The sequence below is a fragment of the Tersicoccus sp. Bi-70 genome, from assembly GCF_001968825.1.
Classification (GTDB): Bacteria; Actinomycetota; Actinomycetes; order Actinomycetales; family Micrococcaceae; genus Tersicoccus.
The window spans coordinates 89,785-108,060 of record NZ_MIEU01000014.1; the positions used below are offsets into that span (position 1 = coordinate 89,785).

Annotated in this window: 18 protein-coding genes; 5 read left to right on the forward strand and 13 right to left on the reverse strand. The window is 72.1% G+C overall.

The genetic code is table 11. From position 1 onward, the window contains the following. Positions 1-196: 196 nt before the first annotated feature. Together BGP79_RS11525 and BGP79_RS11530 are read right to left on the reverse strand one after the other, a co-directional pair. The gene (locus BGP79_RS11525; RefSeq protein WP_076695670.1) at positions 197-964 is read right to left on the reverse strand and encodes an SDR family oxidoreductase; all 768 of its coding nucleotides are present in this window, start codon (positions 962-964) and stop codon (positions 197-199) included. A gap of 138 nt (positions 965-1,102) precedes the next feature. Next, positions 1,103-2,356, reverse strand: coding sequence for a kynureninase (locus BGP79_RS11530; RefSeq protein ID WP_076696017.1), 1,254 nt, complete (start codon positions 2,354-2,356; stop codon positions 1,103-1,105). A 157-nt stretch (positions 2,357-2,513) separates the two neighbouring features. On the opposite strand from BGP79_RS11530, the gene BGP79_RS11535 reads away from it, so the two are divergent. After that, positions 2,514-3,164 carry a hypothetical protein gene (locus BGP79_RS11535; protein WP_076696019.1) on the forward strand — a complete coding sequence of 217 codons (651 nt, stop codon included), beginning with the start codon at positions 2,514-2,516 and terminating at the stop codon, positions 3,162-3,164. A gap of 24 nt (positions 3,165-3,188) precedes the next feature. Here BGP79_RS11535 and BGP79_RS11540 read toward each other — a convergent pair whose 3' ends face one another. Continuing rightward, the gene (locus BGP79_RS11540; RefSeq protein WP_076695672.1) at positions 3,189-3,716 is read right to left on the reverse strand and encodes a glyoxalase/bleomycin resistance/extradiol dioxygenase family protein; all 528 of its coding nucleotides are present in this window, start codon (positions 3,714-3,716) and stop codon (positions 3,189-3,191) included. Positions 3,717-3,800: 84 nt separating this feature from the next. Here BGP79_RS11540 and BGP79_RS11545 point away from each other — a divergent pair, with 84 nt between their 5' ends. After that, entirely contained in the window at positions 3,801-4,652 is an 852-nt protein-coding gene (locus BGP79_RS11545; protein WP_076695674.1) for an AraC family transcriptional regulator, read from the forward strand. Between the two features lie 81 nt (positions 4,653-4,733). Here BGP79_RS11545 and BGP79_RS11550 read toward each other — a convergent pair whose 3' ends face one another. Beyond that, positions 4,734-5,378, reverse strand: coding sequence for a hypothetical protein (locus tag BGP79_RS11550; RefSeq protein ID WP_076695676.1), 645 nt, complete (start codon positions 5,376-5,378; stop codon positions 4,734-4,736). Positions 5,379-5,517: 139 nt separating this feature from the next. On the opposite strand from BGP79_RS11550, the gene BGP79_RS16200 reads away from it, so the two are divergent. After that, the gene (locus BGP79_RS16200; RefSeq protein ID WP_083701846.1) at positions 5,518-6,177 is read left to right on the forward strand and encodes a MarR family winged helix-turn-helix transcriptional regulator; all 660 of its coding nucleotides are present in this window, start codon (positions 5,518-5,520) and stop codon (positions 6,175-6,177) included. Positions 6,178-6,335: 158 nt separating this feature from the next. Here the strand turns inward: BGP79_RS16200 and ald are convergent, their stop codons facing one another. The 6 genes from ald to BGP79_RS11585 form a co-directional block, all read right to left on the reverse strand. Further along, positions 6,336-7,451 (reverse strand): alanine dehydrogenase, encoded by a 1,116-nt coding sequence (gene ald, locus BGP79_RS11560; protein ID WP_076695678.1) that lies wholly within the window; start codon positions 7,449-7,451, stop codon positions 6,336-6,338. A 130-nt stretch (positions 7,452-7,581) separates the two neighbouring features. After that, on the reverse strand, positions 7,582-7,896 hold the full coding sequence (locus BGP79_RS11565) for a TfoX/Sxy family protein (RefSeq protein WP_076695680.1): 315 nt from the start codon (positions 7,894-7,896) through the stop codon (positions 7,582-7,584). 3 nt (positions 7,897-7,899) lie between these two features. Continuing rightward, on the reverse strand, positions 7,900-8,343 hold the full coding sequence (locus tag BGP79_RS11570; protein WP_076695682.1) for a DUF3151 domain-containing protein: 444 nt from the start codon (positions 8,341-8,343) through the stop codon (positions 7,900-7,902). 103 nt (positions 8,344-8,446) lie between these two features. Next, positions 8,447-9,466 (reverse strand): class II fructose-bisphosphate aldolase, encoded by a 1,020-nt coding sequence (gene fbaA, locus BGP79_RS11575; RefSeq protein ID WP_076695684.1) that lies wholly within the window; start codon positions 9,464-9,466, stop codon positions 8,447-8,449. 294 nt (positions 9,467-9,760) lie between these two features. Next, positions 9,761-11,731 carry a protease pro-enzyme activation domain-containing protein gene (locus BGP79_RS11580; RefSeq protein ID WP_083701847.1) on the reverse strand — a complete coding sequence of 657 codons (1,971 nt, stop codon included), beginning with the start codon at positions 11,729-11,731 and terminating at the stop codon, positions 9,761-9,763. Positions 11,732-12,052: 321 nt separating this feature from the next. Continuing rightward, positions 12,053-12,745: a TrmH family RNA methyltransferase gene (locus BGP79_RS11585; protein WP_076696022.1), complete on the reverse strand. Its 693-nt coding sequence runs from the start codon at positions 12,743-12,745 to the stop codon at positions 12,053-12,055. Positions 12,746-12,933: 188 nt separating this feature from the next. On the opposite strand from BGP79_RS11585, the gene BGP79_RS11590 reads away from it, so the two are divergent. Further along, positions 12,934-13,674: an HAD-IIA family hydrolase gene (locus tag BGP79_RS11590; RefSeq protein ID WP_198928472.1), complete on the forward strand. Its 741-nt coding sequence runs from the start codon at positions 12,934-12,936 to the stop codon at positions 13,672-13,674. Positions 13,675-13,697: 23 nt separating this feature from the next. On the opposite strand, the gene BGP79_RS11595 is transcribed toward BGP79_RS11590, so the two are convergent. Continuing rightward, complete coding sequence (locus BGP79_RS11595; RefSeq protein WP_083701848.1) at positions 13,698-14,729, reverse strand: alpha/beta fold hydrolase; 1,032 nt, start codon at positions 14,727-14,729, stop codon at positions 13,698-13,700. A 4-nt stretch (positions 14,730-14,733) separates the two neighbouring features. Continuing rightward, positions 14,734-15,306, reverse strand: coding sequence for an orotate phosphoribosyltransferase (pyrE, locus tag BGP79_RS11600; RefSeq protein WP_076695688.1), 573 nt, complete (start codon positions 15,304-15,306; stop codon positions 14,734-14,736). Positions 15,307-15,414: 108 nt separating this feature from the next. Between pyrE and BGP79_RS11605 the strand changes: the two genes are divergently transcribed. Next, positions 15,415-17,079: a stealth family protein gene (locus BGP79_RS11605; RefSeq protein ID WP_198928473.1), complete on the forward strand. Its 1,665-nt coding sequence runs from the start codon at positions 15,415-15,417 to the stop codon at positions 17,077-17,079. Positions 17,080-17,151: 72 nt separating this feature from the next. On the opposite strand, the gene BGP79_RS11610 is transcribed toward BGP79_RS11605, so the two are convergent. Further along, a complete protein-coding gene (locus tag BGP79_RS11610; RefSeq protein WP_076695690.1) occupies positions 17,152-18,090 on the reverse strand; it encodes a phosphodiesterase in 939 nt (312 codons plus the stop codon). Positions 18,091-18,276 lie beyond the last annotated feature (186 nt).

The window sequence follows — 18,276 nt, forward strand, 5'->3', positions numbered from 1 at the left end:
CGCCGTTCGTCAGGCTGTGCCCTGACGCGTCGCTGAGTCCGCCGGTTGCAGCCGCGCGGATCGCTGAGTCCGCCGGTTCCGCCCTTCCGCCCCGGTCATTGACCACCCGCTGAGGGTGGAAGTGGCGGACTCAGCGGAGTCTCGGCCGGGCGCAGGACAGCTCAGCCGTCCGTCTGCCCCGTCGCTCCTGTCCGGGTCACCAGGGCAGAATGCCGTACCCGCCGTCGCCGTCGCCCTCGGTGGTCCACAGGTGTCCGTAGAGCACACCGGAGGGCCCGTCGTCGGGCAGCGTCGCCAGGTACACGCTGGGCTCGGCGCCCTGCTCGACCGGCCGGATGCCCCGGTGGCCGTTGAACTCGGTGTCGGTGAAGCCCGGGTTCGCGGCGTTGACCTTGATCGGGGTGCCGGCCAGTTCCTTGGCGTACTGGGCGGTGAGCATGTTGACCGCGGCCTTCGACGACGGGTACTGCGCCGACGCCGGCATCGTGCTCAGGGGCGAACCCGGATTGGACGTCGCGTCGATCGACCCGACCTCACTCGACACCTGCACGATCCGCGCGGCGGGAGCCTTGCGCAGCAGCGGCAGCATCGCGTTGGTCACGCGCACCAGACCGAACACATTCACCTCGAAGACGGCGCGCATGTCCTCGATCGACGTCTCGCCGGGGGTGGCGCGGCGGCCGCTCGCGCTGGGGATGCCCGCGTTGTTGACCAGCACGTCGAGGTGGCCGAAGTCCTTCTCGATCTGCTCCGCGGCGGCGGTCACTGACGCGTCGTCGGTGACGTCGAGGCTGATGAACCGCGCGTCGATGCCCTCCTGCGTCAGTGTCCGCTCGGCCTCGGCGCCCCGGTCGGCGTCCCGCGCACCCACGAGCACGGTCATGCCGCGCTTCCCGAGCTGCCGGGCGGTCTCCAGTCCGATTCCCTTGTTCGCTCCGGTGATCAGAGCCACGGTGTCCGTCATCGTCCCAGTATGCGCGGGGTGAGGGACGACCGCGCCCGACGCAGACACCGTGCTCACGGCACACCAGGCTGCCGCGCAGGACGACGCGACGAGGTCCGAACCCGCTGACTCGGGTGCCAACGCGACACCCGGCAGGTGTCAGCCGAGCAGCTCGTCGATCCGCAGGAGCGCGGCGGCGACCTCGGCGAACGACGTCGAGAGCGGGGCCAGTCCGAGCCGGATTCCGTCGGGCTCCCGGAAGTCCGGCACGATGCCCTCGCCCCACAGCTGCCGGTAGAGCTCCCGGCACCGGGGGTGGGCGATCGTCACGTGTGCGCCGCGCTGCGCCGGGTCCCGCGGGCTGACCACCCGGACGCCGTGCCGGGACAGCAGACCGTCGACCACGGCGATGACGAACGCACCGAGGTCCACCGCCTTGTCCCGGACGGCGGTCAGCCCGACCTCGTCGATCAGGTCGACGGTGTCCTCGATGCCGACCATGCCGAGGACGGCGGGCGTGCCCGAGACGAATCGCCGCATCCCGTTCCCCGCGGCGTAGTCCGGTCCCATGGTGAACGGCTCGGCGTGCCCCATCCAGCCGGTGATCGGCGAGGCGAGATCCGCCTGCAGCCGCGCGGCCACGTAGCCGAACGCGGGCGCGCCGGGCCCGCCGTTGAGGAACTTGTAGGAGCAGCCGACGGCGAGGTCGACGTCGTGCTCGTCCAGTCCCTCCTCGACGACGCCGGCGGAGTGGCAGAGGTCCCACAGCACGAGGGCCCCGGCGTCGTGCACGGCCGCGGTGATCGCCGGCAGGTCCGCGAGCCAGGCCGACTTGTACGCCACATGGGAGAGCAGGACGACGGCGGTCCGCTCACCGACGGCGTCACGCACCTGCTCGACGGTCACGCCCGCGGCCGGGTCCGGCTCGATCCAGACGAGCTCCACGTCCAGCGCGTCGGCGAGCGTCGCGGCGACATACCGGTCGGTCGGGAAGTTCTCCGAGTCGAGGACCAGTTCGGTGCGGCGACCGTCGCTGGCCGCCCGCTGGTGGACCAGCGCGGCGTGCAGCAACTTGTAGAGCATGACGGTGGTCGAGTCCCCGACCACGGTCTGCCCGGCGGCGGCACCGAGGCACACGGCGCCGAGCCGGTCCCCCAGCCGGTACGGCAGCGCCATCCACTGCTCGTCCCAGGAGCGGATCAGTCCGGTTCCCCAGGCGCCGCGCACGAGATCGTGCAGCCGGGCCTCGGTCGCGCGGAGCGGGCGCCCGAGCGAGTTCCCGTCCAGGTACGCGGTCACGGGGACACCGGCGCCCGGCGCGTCGGCGGGCGCGAAGAGGTCCCGGCAGGCGGCGAGCGCGTCGGCGGCATCGAGCGCGGCCGCGGCGTCACGGACGGCGGCGGCCGAGGTCAACCCGGCCGCGCCGGGCGTGGGGGCGGTCGACGCGAGGCCGGCGGGGTGGGTATCGCTCGGGGTGTCCTGGATGGCAGGCTCGGGGATGCGGGAGGTCACACGGACCATCCTGCGGCAGTCGGGGCCGCTCGTGCCACCGACACCCGAGGGAGGAACCGTGCCGGAACCCGTCCGCGACCGCTTCGACGGACACATCGCCGGTTTCGGCACGGGCAGCGGCCTGCGCGTCGTCGTCGGCCACTGGCACGCCTCGCCGTTCGGCGCCTTCACCGACGTCATGCTCCAGGCGGCGGACGGCACCCGCACGCTGCTGGCCCCCGACCGCGCGATCGCCGACTACGTCGGTGCCACCTACCGGTTCGACGAGGTGCGCATCGAGGCCGTCTCCTGCGCGATCGCCCCCGTGATCCGGACCCGTGGCGAACCGCGCGACGGGGTTCTGACCGCGACGCTCGACCTCGCGGCCGCCGGCCTGACGGTGACCGTGGGCATCGGTGGCCGCACCGGGTGGGGCCGTCTGCTCCGCCTGGTGCCGGGGCCGCTCGCGGCCGCTCCCCCGTGGCTGCAGCTGATCGACCCGGTCGCGGGGCGGCTGGTGCGCGGGGTCCACACCGCGGGGACCGCGGGCGCGGGCCGTCGCGAGTACTACGGCGTCCGCGACCTGCACCACGTCGTGTCGGTCGACGGAGACGACGCCGGCACGGACCTCGGGGGCCTGCGCCCGCTCGATCCGCCCGTGACGTTCGGCTTCTCCTCGGCCCCGGCCGCGCCGTCCCTCGCTCGCGTCACCACGACCATCGTGCGCTGACGCGTCCCGGTGGCGGAGCCGCGGTCAGGACTGCTGCTGCTCGGCCGCCCACACGTCGACGCGTCGGGCGCTCTCCTGCTCGGAGAGGTCCTCGACCCGGCTGAGGATCGACCAGCGCACGCCGAACGGATCGCGGATGCTGGCGAACCGGTCGCCGGAGACGAACGTGGTGAGCGGTTCGCGGATCGTGGCCCCGGCCGCCTCGGCGCGGCGGGTCACCTCGTCGGCGTCCTCGACGTAGAGGCCCAGGGAGTAGCAGTCGTCCTCCCCCTCGGGTGAGGGAACGAGGTGGTAGTCGGGCATCGGCTCGCCGAGCTGCAGGTGGCCCTGCCCGAAGTCGAGTTCGGCGTGCGCGACGACGCCGCCCATCTCGGTGACGCCGACGACGCGGGCGCCGAAGACATCGCGGTAGAAGTCGATCGCCTCGCCCGCCCGCGGCACCGAGAGGAACGGGGTGAGGCTGGTGACGCCGTGCGGGACGCCGGCGGTCGTGTGCTGGCCGGTGACGCCCTTCGCGGCCGCCGATTCCTGGGTGCTCGTGTTCTCGCTCATGGCACGACGGTAGGGGCAGATGGATGCCCGGCGCTTGCAGATTCCCGCCACCGGAGCAGCGGATCGCGGCGCTAGGGTGTGGCCATGACGGCGACCACGCGCGGGGTGCTCTACCCGGCCCGCCTGCCGCGGTTCACGCGGATCCCGGCGCCCTCACCGGTGGCGGATCTGGTGCGCTGGTTCTGGATCCCCGAATGGGACATCGCCCCCGGCCGATCCTCCCGGCAGCACGTGGTGGCGTTCCCGGCGTCCAACCTCGTGGTCGAGCACGACGGTGTGGGCCTGGCCGGCCCGACGACGCGCCGTTCCCACCGGGACCTGCACGGCCGCGGCTGGGCGGTCGGGGCGATGCTGCGGCCGGCGGCCGTCCCCGCGTTCACGGACCATCCGACCGACCTGCGCGACACCTACCGTCCCGTCGACGCCGAGGACCTGCACACCGCGGTGGCGGCGGCGATGGACCTGGTCACCACGGATCCGGGCTCCCGGCACGACGCGGCCGTCGCCACCTTCACGTCCTGGTTGTGCGCCCGGGTTCCGGTCGTCACGGACACGGGGCGGACGGCCAACGCCCTCGCCGAGCTGATCGAGGCCGATGCGTCGATCAGCCGGGTCGAGGACGCCGCGGATCGGCTCGGCATCTCGGTGCGGACGGTCCAGCGCCTGTGCGCCGTGTACGTGGGGCTGACGCCGGCGGCGATGATCCGTCGTCGCCGGCTGCAGGAGGCCGCCGAGCGGCTGCGGACCGTTCCCTCCACCTCCCTCGCCGATCTCGCCGCGGATCTGGGCTACGCCGATCATGCGCACCTGACCAACGAGTTCCGTCGCGTGCTCGGCGTCACCCCGAGCGGTTACCGGCGCGAAGTAGCGCAGCCGGCACCGGCCGGACCCGGGCAGGAAGGCACGGACCGGGAGGGATCGGACGGCAGGGCGTGAAGCCCAACCCGAACGACGGGACGTCGATCGGGTGAGGGCCGCTCGGGACGGACCTGAGTCCTCCGGGCCAGGGCGGACGACTCAGGCGGAGACGGGACGTTCCGCGTGCTCGCAGGAGTTCACGGCGACGGTGAGCGGCACAGCGGTGCTCACCGACGCGCTCTCGGCCGCCGCGATCCCGGTCACGCCGTGCCGGTGCAGCAGGTCGGCGATCTCGCTCTCCTCGATGCCGGCGTCGCGAGCCAGGTCGGCCCCGGGCACCCGGTTGCCCAGCGCCAGCAGCAGTTCGGCCTCCAACGCGCGGGTGGCGTCGTCGAACTCGGCCACGAGCGCGTCGTCGACGGGTCCCTGACCGCTCGCACCGCCGTCACGGCTCTGGTCCAGACTCCATTCCAGGGACTCGGCGTGCCCGGCGGCGGCCAGCACGCGGCGGCCGAAGAAGCCGACGAACAGGCGCGGGTCGACGTCGTCCGGCACGAGGACGGCCTCGCCGCTCACCGGCTGTTCGTGGAGGAAGCCGCACTCGCAGGCGAGCACCCGACGACCCTCGAGAGCAGCCTGGGCGATGACGTGGTTGGCCCGGTCGTGCATGGCGCCGAACTCGAGGCGCCGCTGCCGCATGGGGCGACCGCAGTGTGACGGGACGGAACTCTCCGCCGCCGCGGTGGGAAGGACGAGCAGGTCACCGAGTTCCTCGTGCTGGGGTTCCATCAGTCCGCTCTCCATCGTCTGCCGTCCTTCTGTTCATGCTGGGCGGCTGGACGTTCCCGTCGATCCGCTGTGTCTGGCTTCACTCAACACGACTGACTATTAGTTTGTCTAGTTATTCGGATGACGTGATGCATGAGAGACGTATGATTGCTTCATGCAGCACGACGATCGCGCCTCTTCCGGCTACTGGTACGGCTCCACGCAGCCCGCCGCAGCCCCGGCATCGTCGACTCCCGCCCCGCTCGCACCGGTCGACACCAGCACTCGGCCCGACGCCGCCGAACCGGGCCGCCCCCGACCGGAGCATGCCGAGCCGGCGGTCCGCGTGTTGAACGCGCTCCGGGACTACCGGACCGCCGAGTCCGCCATGCGCCGCCGCTCGCGGGAGGCCATGGGCATGGGCGAGAAGGACATGCTCGCGCTGCGCTATCTGCTGGAGGCCAACCGCGCCGGCACGCCGCTGACGCCCGGCGACCTCGCGCGCCGGCTCAGCATCTCGACCGCCTCGACGACGACGCTGCTCGACCGGCTGACGCGCAGCGGCCACGTCCGCCGGGCACCCCACCCGACGGACCGGCGCGCCCTGGTGGTGCTGCCGACGGCGGACACCGACGGCGAGGTGCGCAGCACGCTCGGCAGCATGCACGAACGGATGCTGGGCGTCGCCCGCTCCCTCGACCCGGCGCAGGCCGAGATCGTCACCGACTTCCTCACCGCGATGGCCGACCAGGTCGCCGCGCCGCTGGATCCGCCGCACCCCGCCGGTCACGACCAGCACGATCACGCCGCACCGCGAGCCTCCCGGCGCGGCTGAACGCCGGCAGACCGGGACCTCACCGAACCTGATCGGTTGCGCAGAGCCGATCCACCTGTTCCGTCCCGCCTCCCCGCCGCCGGCTCGAGCGAGCAGCACAGCGGCAGGGTCGGCGTGGCGACCGCGCCGACGGTCAGCGGCCGGGCGTCGTCACCGGATCAGCCGGCCGCGGAGAGCTGACGCAGGGACGCCGGCAGGTCCCGGAACGCCGCCGCGACGCCGGGGTGGGCGATGCGCCCGTCGGCCACGTTGAGTCCGCGCGCCAGCGCCGGATCGGCCCGCAGCGCCTCCTCGGTGCCGAGGCGCGCGAGCCGCTGCACGTACGGCAGGGTCGCGTTGATCAGCGCCTTCGTCGAGGTCCACGGCACGGCGCCGGGCATGTTCGCGACGCAGTAGTGCTGGATGCCGTCCACCTCGAACACGGGGTCGTCGTAGGTCGTCGGGTGGGACGTCTCGAAGCAGCCGCCCTGGTCGATGGCGACGTCGACGAGCAGCGAGTGCGGCTTGAGCAGGCGCAGGTGCTCGCGGCGGATGACCTTCGGCGCCGCGGAGCCGGGCACGAGCACGGCGCCGATGACGGCGTCCGCGTCGGCCAGTTCGGCCTCCAGGGTGTGCGGGTCGTTCATCAGCACGCGCACCCGGCCGCCGAAGAACTCCTCGAGCTGGCGGATCCGGGTGGGGCTGGTGTCCAGCACGGTGACCTCGGCCCGCAGCCCCAGCGACATCAGCGCTGCCTGGGTGCCGACCACCCCACCGCCGATGACGACGACGCGCGCGGGCCGCACGCCGGGGACGCCGCCCATCAGGATGCCGGCACCGCCGAACGGGGCCTGGAGATACATGGCGGCGGCCTGCCCGGCGAGCCGCCCGGCGACCTCGCTCATGGGGGCGAGCAGCGGCAGGCCGGTGTGGTCCTGCACCGTCTCGTAGGCGATGGCGGTGGCGCCGGAGCGCAGCAGCGCCTCGGTGAGCGGCCGGTCGGCGGCCAGGTGCAGGTAGGTGAAGAGGGTCTGGCCGGCGTGCAGGTGCGGGTACTCCGCCTCGACCGGCTCCTTGACCTTGACCAGCAGGTCCGACTCGGCCCAGACGCGCTCGACGTCGGCGATGCTCGCGCCGGCGGCCTCGTAGTCCGCGTCGGTGTGGCCGGCACCGGTGCCGGAACCGGGTTCGACGAACACGCGGTGGCCCTCGTCGGTCAGGGCTCGGGCACCCGAGGGGTCCAGCCCCACGCGCCGCTCCGCTGGTTTGATCTCCTTGACGACTCCGACGCGCATGACGCTCCGTTCTGACGGTGCCGCGCCGAACGGATCTCGCCGGCGCGAAGACCGGCTCCGCGGGGTTGGCGCGCCGGCCCCTCCAGCGTGGAGGGACCGGGTCGGAAAGTCCAGAGGTCGCGGCGCCCGGTCAGCTCCGGACGGCGGCCAGCGCGGCCTCGGCGAGCCGGTTCCACTCGGAGACCTGCTCGACGGGGACGGCGACCCAGCCGGGCTCGACCGTCCCGTCACCGGCCGGCGAGAAGTCGCCCGCGCCGTCGATGCGCAGGGCGTCCTGCGCCGCCGGGGTGTCCTCGCCGAGCCGGAACGCCATGGTGTCCCGCTTCAGGCAGGCGAAGGGGACGCCGCCCACGAACAGACCGGATCCGCCGAACAGCTCGCCGGTGATCGCTCCCTCACTCTCCAGGTCGACCGCCAACTGGGTGAACAGGGCTTCGACGTCCATCGCTCAGCCCGCCGTGCCGTGGTGGCCGGCGTCGCGGATGGCGTCCGTGGCGGTCGGATCCGAGTCGCGCAGGAACACGGTGACGCGCTCCGCCTCGTCGATCTCCCCGATCTGCGCGGCGGCCGAACCGAGCGCCGCCAGGGAACGCAGGAAGCCGCGGTTGGGCTCGTGCCGGTACGGGACGGGCCCGGCGCCACGCCAGCCGGCCCGGCGCAGGGCGTCGAGCCCCCGGTGGTAGCCAACCCGGGCGTAGGCGTAGCCCTCGATCACCCGTCCGTCGGCGAGGGCGTCCTCGGCGAGCAGGGCCCAGGGCAGTGAGGTGGCGGGGAACTGGCGGGCCAGGTCGTCGGCCTCGTCACCGGCCTCGATCCGTGCGTCGAGCTCGGGCTGCTCGGGCAGGAGCGTCGGCTCGGGTTCGAGCAGGTTGCGGTGCGGGTTCTCGCTCATGTGTTCCTCTCGGGACGGGCAGACGCCGGGCCCGCGCCGCGGATATCGCGGTGCGGGCCCGGCGTCCTGGCGTTGCTGCTGACGGTGACCTCGGGTGAGCGGCTCAGAAGGTGTGGCCGGCGGACCCGAGGTGCCGGGCCGCCTCGGTGACGCGGGCGGCCATGCCGACCTCCGCAGCGGCGCCCCAGACGCGGGGGTCGTACTGCTTCTTGTTGCCGACCTCGCCGTCGACCTTCAGCACGCCCTCGTAGTGGGAGAGCATGTGCCCGGCCACCGGCCGGGTGAAGGCGTACTGGGTGTCGGTGTCGATGTTCATCTTGATCACGCCGTAGGAGACGGCGTCGGCGATCTCCTGCTCGGAGGAACCGGAGCCACCGTGGAACACGAGGTCGAAGGGGCGCTCCTTGCCGAGCTTCGCGCCGACCTCGTCCTGGATCTGCTTGAGGATCTCCGGGCGGAGCTTGACGTTGCCCGGCTTGTAGACGCCGTGCACGTTGCCGAACGTCAGGGCCGTGATGTAGCGGCCCTTCTCGCCGGCGCCCAGGGCCTCCACGGTCTTCAGGCCGTCGGCCGCGGTGGTGTAGAGCTTGTCGTTGATCTCGTTGGCGACGCCGTCCTCCTCGCCACCGACGGTGCCGATCTCGACCTCGAGGATCATCTTCGCGGCCGACGTGCGGGCGAGCAGCTCCTCGGCAATCCGCAGGTTCTCCTCGAGGGTCTCGGCGGAGCCGTCCCACATGTGCGAGTTGAAGATCGGGCCGTCGCCGCGCTTGACGGCGGCCTCGGACTCGGCGAGCAGCGGCAGCACGAAGCTGTCGAGCTTGTCCTTCGGGCAGTGGTCGGTGTGCAGGGCGATGTTGACCGGGTACTTCTTCGCGACCTCGCGGGCGAAGGCGGCGAACCCGAGGGAGCCGGCGACCATGTCCTTGACGGAGGAGCCGGACCAGTAGGCGGCGCCACCGGTGGAGACCTGCACGATGCCGTCCGAGCCGGCGTCGGCGAAGCCCTGCAGCGCGGCGTTGAGCGTCTGCGAGGACGTGACGTTGACCGCGGGGTAGGCGAAGCCGCCGTCCTTGGCGCGATCGATCATCTCGACGTACTTCTCGGGCGATACAACGGGCATGACCGTCTCCTTGATCCGTCGGGGCGACGGCCGTCGTGCCGTCGCGGCTGTGCTGGCGGGCCGGTGGCACCGGCCTCCGCCCAGGACTTCCGCCCCCATCCTAGTCAGCAGGCGAGGTCCGCCGCCGGGCGTGACGGCACCGGCCGGGCGTGGTCCTGACGTGCCCCGGCCCCGAGGCACCCCGGGCGTGGAAGCGCCCCGGCACGCCCGTCCCGTCGAGGACGTCGTGCCGGGGCGCCGAGGAGCGACCACCGCGTCACCCGGCTCCGTCGGGAGCCTGGTGACGCGCCGTCATCATCGCCGCAGCAGGGTGGCCGCCACGTTCAGCGAGAGGCTCCCGACCCCGGTCACGTCGTCGTACCCGCGCTTCGTGGTCAGGGAGGTGTCGGTGTCCAGGCTGATCAGGTAGCTGGACCCCGTGGTCTCGCTGGTGAAGGCGAGCGCCTGCCGCGGGTTCTGCGGCAGCACATCACGGAACAGGCTCGGCGCGTACCGGTCGGTCAGGTAGATGGTCGGGTTCGCGAAACCGAGCGTGCGGTGGGTCAGCTGCTGGGCGATCGCCATCTGGGCCGCCACGACCGGGGAGGCCAGCGAGGTGCCGCCGTACGTCTCGTTGATGTAGTCGCCCGTCTGCAGGGTGGCGTCGTCGACAATCGGCCGGTACCCGATCTGGTAGCCGGTGTAGGGGTCGGCGACGGCGGCGAGGTCCGGGGAGACGCGGTGGCCGTTCGCCAGGGACGACGGCACCACCCCGCGCTGGTACGCGGGTTCGGGGAACAGCAGGCTGGGCCCGCCACCGGCACCGAACCGGAACGTGCCCGGCAGCGCTCCGGCGTAGGCCAGCCCACCGGTCGAGGTCGTGACGATCTGCTGGCGCGACGAACCCCAGCCCGTCTCGAACAGGTAGTTCCCGTTCCGGCCGACGGCGAGACTCGTGCCGCCGATCGACGTCACCCACGGGGAGCTGGCGGGGAAGTCCGGGTCCGGGTAGCCCAGGGCGGCCGCCTCGTCACCGGAGTCACCGCTCGAGAAGTACAGGCCGATGCCCTCGGCGGCGGCCTGCATCTGCTCGTTCACCTCGCCGGCGATCGCGTCGGCGGGCAGGTTCTCGCCCTGGTTGCCGTAGCTGTTGCTGACGATGGTCGCGAGCTTGCGGTCGAGGATCTTCGCCATCGCGACGTCGAGCCCGCCACCGCAGTTCGTGCCGCCGACGTAGAGGATCGACGCGCCGGGAGCGACGCCGTGCACGGACTCGACGTCCAGCGTCTCCTCACCCTGCCAACCGCTCGGCTGCGCGCAGAGGGCCTGATCGGTGAACTGGGAGGGCGACGGGACGATCTCCCGGTAGGTGGAGGCCGTCAGCTGCGGCAGTCCCGCCGCGGCCGAGAACCTGTTGGCGTCCTGCCGCATGGTCGGGGACGCGTAGGCGTCGATGATGGCGACCGTCTGGCCGTGCCCGTCGACGCCGTGCTTCGTGTAGGTGGTCAGGCCGTACGCGGACTGCAGCTGGCTGGGCTGGTACCCGCAGATGTAGGTCCCGTACCGGGTGTTGCCGCCGTACGCGGGCGGCACCGTGACCTGGTGCTCGTTCCAGTAGGTGCTGCAGGGCGTCTGCACGGCCGGGGTGGCGGCCGCCGCCTTGCGGGGCGCGGGCGACGGCGCGTCCGGCTTGACCAGGTCGGGGTGGGTGAGCAGACGGCCCTGGTCGAGGCTGACGCCCGCGACCTTGCCGGCGAGCGCGGCCGGTACGGACGCGGCGGTCGAGGGCGCCACGACGGACCTGCCGCCGTGGACGTACCGGTGCAGCTGGGTGCCGAAGGCCGTCCCCGCCTGCGCGGCGGTGGTGCGGAAGACGACGAACTGCCGGCTCTCCGGGACGGCGGTGATGGTGGCGTGGTGCGCCTTCAGGTAGGCCAGCACGCTGTTCAGGTCCGCCTGCGTCGGCGAGAACCGCTGGATCCACTGCTGCGGGCTGAGCCAGTGACGGTAGTTCGGGGACGTCGGCGTGGAGACCGACGTCGCGAGCGCCCGGGCCTGATCCGCGTTCCGCAGGGGCAGGTAGATCTCCCCCTCGACCGTCGTGTCGGTCGCCGCGGCACCCTGATCGTTGGCCGCGGTGGCCCAGGAGGGGACGGACCCGGCGAGGGTGTGAGGGCCGGGTGGTGCGGCCACCGCGCCGGTCGCGCCGATGGTCAACAGGCAGGTGATGCCTGCGGCGAGTGCAGCGGCTCGCCCGGATCCTGTGGAGCGTCGTAGGGCTCTCATGGGATACCTCTTCGCTTGGCGGGCGCCCTGTGCGCCCACATGGGCGGGAGCCTAGAGCGATAGTGAGGTTTCCGAAAGATCTCGACAGACCGTCGGTGGTGTGCTTGGGAAGGCGAGCGTCGGTGGCGCCCGATCGACGCGCCGAATCTCTCTCGTTTTTCGAGATTCAGCGCTATGCTGATGCCATCTCCCGGGCGGCGACACGTCCCCCATTCCCTGCTCGGTCGAGATGAATGAGTGGCTGGTATCGACCTCGTCCCCCCGGGTGCCGGTGCCAGCCGCTTCACGTGCGGGGCGGTCCCGGCCGCACCGCCGATCCCGTCACCGCGGACGTTGCTGGAAGCGGTGCCGGCGCACCCACGCGTGCATGGTGATCGCCGCCGCCGCGGAGGCGTTGATGGATCGCGTCGACCCGTACTGGGCGATCGAGAGGGTCGCCGCCGCGGCGTCGTGCGCGGCGTCGGTCAGGCCCGGGCCCTCCTGGCCGAACACGAGCACGCAGGCCCGGGGCAGGTCGGCGGTCTCGAGCGGAACGGAACCGGGACCGTTGTCGATCGCGAGCACCGTGAGGCCGGCATCCTGCGCCCAGGCGAGGAAGTCGGCGAGCGTCTCGTGATGGCGGACGTGCTGGTAGCGGTCGGTGACCATGGCGCCGCGACGGTTCCAGCGACGCCGGCCGATGATGTGCACCTCAGCGGCGAGGAACGCGTTGGCGGTCCGGACGATCGAGCCGATGTTGGCGTCGTGCTGCCAGTTCTCGATCGCGACGTGGAACGGGTTCCGCTGCTCGTCGAGGTCCGCGACGATGGCCTCGTGCCGCCAGTACCGGTAGGCGTCGACCACGTTGCGGGCGTCACCGTGTCGCAGCAGCTCCGGGTCCCAGTGCTCTCCCTCCGGCCACGGCCCCTCCCACGGGCCGACCCCCACCGGCAGCACCGGCTCCGCGTCGTCGGCCGCGCCGGACGCAGCGCCGGACGGGTCGGCGGGCGGGTCGGCGTCAGGCGGGAGGGTCACCGTCTCACCGTAGTGGGCCACCGGCGGCTCTCCGCGCCGTCCGCGACCCGTCGCCGTCATCGGCATCACACCGCCGAAGCCTCGCGTGGGGGCGGCAACGGTGGCAGGATCGGGGCATCCGCCCTTGCCACCGCGCTGAGGAGGCCACCATCAGAAACCCCCAGGACATCGAGTGCTGGCTCACCGACATGGACGGGGTCCTGGTGCACGAGAACCAGGCCATCCCCGGTGCCGCCGAACTGATCGAGCGCTGGGTCGACACGTCGCGGCGCTTCCTCGTGCTGACCAACAACTCGATCTACACGCCGCGGGACCTCGCGGCCCGGCTCTCCTGGTCCGGCCTGGCCGTGCCGGAGGAGAACATCTGGACGTCGGCGCTGGCCACGGCCCAGTTCCTGGCGAATCAGGCGCCCGGCGGTCGCGCCTTCGTGATCGGCGAGGCGGGCCTGACGACGGCCCTGCACGAGGCGGGCTTCATCCTCACGGACAGCGAGCCGGACTACGTGGTCCTCGGGGAGACCCGGACCTACTCGTTCGAGGCGATCACGTCCGCGATCCGGCTCATCATGGACGGCGCCAAGTTCATCGCGACCAACCCGGACGTCACCGGTCCCTCCCCGCAGGGCGTGCTGCCCGCGACGGGGGCGGTGGCCGCGTTGATCTCGCAGGCCACCGGCCTGCAGCCGTACATCGTCGGCAAGCCCAACCCGATGATGTTCCGATCCGCGATGAACCGGATCGAGGCGCACTCGGAGACGACGGCGATGATCGGCGACCGGATGGACACCGACATCATCGCCGGCATGGAGGCGGGCCTGCTGACCGTCCTCGTCCTCAGCGGCATCACCACCCGGGAGGACCTGGGCACCTTCCCGTTCCGGCCGAACCGCATCTACGACCACGTCGGGGCCCTGCTCAAGGACCTGTGACGGCGGGCAGACGCGCGACGGCGTCAGGGCCCGGGGCTCGCGGTTCCCGACGTCGTGCCGATCGCGCGGGGCACCGGCAGGCACTGCCAGCACAGCCGGTCCAGCGCCTGCTGGTACAGCTGCGGGTTCCACTGGGGGCTGGCGTGCGCCGGCCGGGCACCGGCGGTCGAGATCAGCGGCGGCACGAGGTTGCGGGGCAGGGTGTCCGCCCAGCCGGCGGCGGCGTTGACCGCATCGACGGTGTCGTCGCCGGCGTTGCCGAGGTAACCGACGGCGGTCGAGCCGAGGTCGTTCGCGAACACGCCGGCGTCGTAGTTGTAGATGTACGCGGACTCGGACTGGATCAGCGTGTTCGACGGCGCGAGCGGGCTCAGCTGGGCCGCGGTCTGATCGGCGATCTGCTGCCAGGTCCGCTCGTTCTTGTTCGCCACCCGTTCCCCGAACTCCATCGCCGCGCGCACGGTGGACGGGATCGCGTAACCGAGCTCGTACGAGTAGGCCAGGCCGTCGAACCACCGGGAGTTGAGCACGTCCAGCCGGCTGTGCGGGGTGGAGTCGAGGACGATCAGGGGCACCGCGAGACCCGCCCGACGCAACCGCACCGCGAGCTGGACGGCGACCATGCCGCCGAAGCTGTGCCCGTAGAGCAGCATCGACGTGATGCCGCGTTCGGTCGCGTACGCGAGCGCCGCCCGGGTCAGCGCGGCGATCTCGAGGCCCTCGTTGGAGTAGCCCGCCCACGCCAGCCGGCCGCGGGTGACCATCGCCGGCGCGAGGGAGGCGAGCACCCACTGGCTCTCCTCCCAGCTGAGCTTGAAGCCGGGCAGCACCAGCCAGCTGGTGGTCGGGTGCAGGGCGTCCGCCTCGGCCGAGCCGACCCCCTGGACGGTGTGGGTCGACCGCTCGTGGGCGATGCGGCCGGTGATCCCCAGGTCGGTGGCGAGCACGGCGCCGACGGCCGCCGTGCGCAGGAAGGCCCGCCGCGACATCGCCCGCGTCCGGGCGATGAACCGCAGCTGTTCCGCGGTCCCCGTCAGATCCGGCAGACCGTCCACGGCGCTACAACCCGAGATCGTCCTTGCTGAAGGCCGCCAGGCACGGGACGCCGGCGGTCTGCTCGATGCGCTCGCGCGCCCCGGTGTTGCGGTCAACGATGACGAGCACCGCGACCACCTCGGCGCCCGCGGCGACCAGCGCCTCGACCGCGGTCAGGGCCGATCCGCCGGTGGTCGACGTGTCCTCGACGACCACGACGCGACGCCCGGCGACGTCGGGCCCCTCCACCTGCCGGCTCATCCCGTAGGACTTCTGCGCCTTGCGGACGACGAAGGCGTCGATCTGCCGGTCGGAGGCGGCGGCGACGTGCATGATCGACGTGGCCACCGGATCTGCGCCCATGGTCAGGCCGCCGACGGCGTCGACGTCGCCCAGGTCGTTGCGGTCCATCAGGTCCAGCAGCACCCGGCCCACCAGCGGGGAGGCCTCGTGGTGCAGCGTGACGCGGCGCAGGTCGATGTAGTAGTCGGCCTCCATCCCGCTGGCCAGCGTGACCCGGCCGCGCACGACGGCCAGCGCGCTGATCAGTTCCTGCAGGCGCGCGCGGGCGTCGTCGAGGGAAGGGGGTGTGCTCATGCACGCCAGTCTATCCAGCGCGGTCGCGGCCCCCGTCAGCACGGGTGCGGCGCCCGCGGGTACCGCGAGGACCTATCATGGCCGCGAGACCGTCCAGGAAAGGATGCTGTGAATCCCACCGTCACGCCCACCGACGTCTATCACGCGACCGCGGAGGACGAGACCTATCTGACCACGGTCCAGGAGGTCACCTCCGCGGCGGCCGGGCGGCGGCTCGCGGACCGGCCCGACGTCGTGCACAGTGCCCGCGGGTACGCGCTGGTGAACGAGGGGCTGACGCCGCACGAGGCGATGGTCGAGGATCTCCTGTTCGTCCGGGACGCGCTGGACCGGGCCGGGATCTCCCTGCTGCTGGTGCGCGGCAACGACGCGCGGCCGGTGATCGCGGTGCCGTGGACGGAGCGGAAGAAGCTGCGGGAGGCGCTCGTCGCCGCGTGCCAGGACGAGCCGTTCTACTCGGTGACCGTCGACGCGCGGAAGAACCGCGCGCTGCTGGTGGCGGACGGCAAGCTGGCCGAGAGCACCAAGGCGCGCATGTTCCGTCTCTACCGGCCACGGGTGGTCACGCACGGCGGGCTGCTGTACGGGCACGAGACCGGCGTGCAGATCGAATTGTGGAAGTGGGAGGGCGCGACCCTCCAGCTGCCGATCGAGAACTCGATCACGCGGCGCACCCTGCCGTCCGACGAGGCGGTGCGCGGCACCGTCGATCGGTTCGGCCGGACCTGGCCGACCATCGAGAACATGTTCGCCGACCACGCGACGGACATCGCCTTCCCCATCGACATCGTCTTCTCGTGGGTGAACGGTTCGGACGCCGAGCTGCTGGCCCGCCGCGCGTCCTACCTGCCGGGTGCCGTGCTCGGCGAGGGCGACGACGCCGAGGCCCGGTACCGGCAGATCGACGAATTGCGGTACGCGCTGCGGTCCGTGCACATGTTCGCGCCCTGGATCCGCCGCATCTTCCTGTGCACCGACTCGGCCCTGCCGGAGTGGCTCGACGCCGAGAACCCGGCGATCACCGTCGTGCGCGCCGAGGACCACTTCGCCGACCCGTCCGTGCTGCCGGTGTTCAACTCGCAGGCCATCGAGGCGCAGCTGCAGAACATCGAGGGACTGAGCGAGTACTTCCTCTACTCCAACGACGACATGTTCTTCGGCCGCCCGATCAGCCCGGACCTCTTCTTCTCCCCCGGCGGGATCACGAAGTTCATCGAGGCGAGCACCCGCATCGGGCTCGGCGACAACCACCTGGACCGCTCCGGCTTCGAGAACGCCGCCCGGGTGAACCGCCGCCTGCTGTACGAGAAGTTCGGCCGGATCACCACCCGCCACCTCGAGCACACGGCCGCGCCGATGCGCAAGAGCGTGCTGCGGGAGATGGAGCACGAGTTCAGCACGGACTTCGCCGAGACCGCGGCCAGCCGGTTCCGGGCGAAGGACAACATCTCGGTGACCAATTCGCTGTATCACTACTACGCGCTGCTGACCGGGCGCGCGGTGACCAAGGTGGGCGCGAAGGTGAAGTACGTGGACACCACGGTGCCGAGCGGCCTGAACCAGCTGGACAAGCTGCTGCGCAAGCGCAATCAGGACTTCTTCTGCCTCAACGACGGGTCCTTCCCCGAGGTGAGCGCCGCCGAGCGGCAGCAGCGGGTGACCGACTTCCTCACCCGGTACTTCCCGATCCCGGCCCCCTGGGAGAAGCCCTCCGCCGACGACGCCGTCAGCGGCGTCGTGCCCGCTCCGGAGGCCCCCGCAGCGTCGAATTGACGCGCCGAACGCCGGCATCCCCGTGAGGCCGGCGGTGCGCCGGCGCGGGGTGTGCCGACGCTGCGAGTCGCCCTACGCCCGCAGTCCGGAGGAGGCGAGGGTGTGGGTCGCGGGGGCGGTGCGCACGTCGTGCCCGGCGGCGGCGAGGCGGCGCGCCACCTCCTCGGCGTCCACGCGCTCCCCGACCAGGTCGCCACCGGCGGCGGGGACCACGGTGTGCAGCACGGTGTCCGGGTAGACGTGCACCATGTTGTAGGTCTGCGCCGCGTCGCGGCCCATGGTCGGCCGGATGCCGCTCTCGGCGTCCACGGCGCGGGTGAGGTCCTGCGTGTAGCAGGTGGCGGAGGCCACCGAGACGGGGATGCCCGCGAAGGTCGCCGTCGTCGAGTAGTGCAGGTGCCCGGCGATGATCGAGACGATGTCGGTGCCGCGGACCACGTCGGCGAGCCGGGACTGGCCGCGCAGCTCGACGAGGGCGGCGAGGTCCTGCACGCACGGCACGGGCGGGTGGTGCATGGCGAGCAGGGTGCCGTCGGGTGCGGGCACGGCCAGCTCGTCGGCGAGCCAGCGCAGCTGCTCGTCGGAGAGCTCGCCGTGGTGGTAGCCCGGCACCGTGGTGTCCAGGACGATGATCCGCAGGCCTCCGACCCAGTGCACCTCGTCCATCGGCTCGGTGGTGCGGGCGTCGCCGCGCAGGTGCTCCCGCAGGTTCGCGCGGTCGTCGTGGTTGCCCATCACCCAGATCATCCGCGTGCCGAGGCTCTCGGCGACCGGGTCGACCATCGCGCGCAGGGCCGCGTACGCGTCGGCCTCGCCGTGGTCGGCGAGGTCGCCGGTGACGACGATCGCGTCGGGAGATCCCCCGGCCGTCCGGATCTGCTCGAACACCCCCCGGGTGCGCTCCTCGGCGTCGAGGACGCCGCCCACGCGGCCCTCGGCTCGCAGGTGGGTATCGCTGAGGTGGAGCAGGAAATAGGAAGGATCGGGGTGTTCGGACCGGATCGTGGTCATCGGTCGGCTCTCTCGTGAGACGTGTCTGCGTGGCGTTCCCGGGTGTCGATTCACCCGGCCCGACGGAACGATCGTCACATGATCGAGACCGACCCGTCGGTAACGACACCAGTCAACAAGTCTGAAACCGACGCCGCGTGAATGTCCAGTGAACGCCTCGTGATGTGAGGTATTCGACGGCGTGAC

What these genes read in the sequence shown, in the direction of transcription:
- BGP79_RS11580 (WP_083701847.1), bottom strand. Translation starts at nt 11,731, where the DNA reads ATGAGAGCCCTACGACGCTCCACAGGATCCGGGCGAGCCGCTGCACTC.
- BGP79_RS16200 (WP_083701846.1), top strand. Translation starts at nt 5,518, where the DNA reads ATGCAGCACGACGATCGCGCCTCTTCCGGCTACTGGTACGGCTCCACG.
- fbaA (WP_076695684.1), bottom strand. Translation starts at nt 9,466, where the DNA reads ATGCCCGTTGTATCGCCCGAGAAGTACGTCGAGATGATCGATCGCGCC.
- BGP79_RS11610 (WP_076695690.1), bottom strand. Translation starts at nt 18,090, where the DNA reads ATGACCACGATCCGGTCCGAACACCCCGATCCTTCCTATTTCCTGCTC.
- BGP79_RS11525 (WP_076695670.1), bottom strand. Translation starts at nt 964, where the DNA reads ATGACGGACACCGTGGCTCTGATCACCGGAGCGAACAAGGGAATCGGA.
- BGP79_RS11570 (WP_076695682.1), bottom strand. Translation starts at nt 8,343, where the DNA reads ATGAGCGAGAACCCGCACCGCAACCTGCTCGAACCCGAGCCGACGCTC.
- BGP79_RS11550 (WP_076695676.1), bottom strand. Translation starts at nt 5,378, where the DNA reads ATGGAGAGCGGACTGATGGAACCCCAGCACGAGGAACTCGGTGACCTG.
- BGP79_RS11540 (WP_076695672.1), bottom strand. Translation starts at nt 3,716, where the DNA reads ATGAGCGAGAACACGAGCACCCAGGAATCGGCGGCCGCGAAGGGCGTC.
- BGP79_RS11545 (WP_076695674.1), top strand. Translation starts at nt 3,801, where the DNA reads ATGACGGCGACCACGCGCGGGGTGCTCTACCCGGCCCGCCTGCCGCGG.
- BGP79_RS11590 (WP_198928472.1), top strand. Translation starts at nt 12,934, where the DNA reads ATGGACGGGGTCCTGGTGCACGAGAACCAGGCCATCCCCGGTGCCGCC.
- BGP79_RS11565 (WP_076695680.1), bottom strand. Translation starts at nt 7,896, where the DNA reads ATGGACGTCGAAGCCCTGTTCACCCAGTTGGCGGTCGACCTGGAGAGT.
- pyrE (WP_076695688.1), bottom strand. Translation starts at nt 15,306, where the DNA reads ATGAGCACACCCCCTTCCCTCGACGACGCCCGCGCGCGCCTGCAGGAA.
- ald (WP_076695678.1), bottom strand. Translation starts at nt 7,451, where the DNA reads ATGCGCGTCGGAGTCGTCAAGGAGATCAAACCAGCGGAGCGGCGCGTG.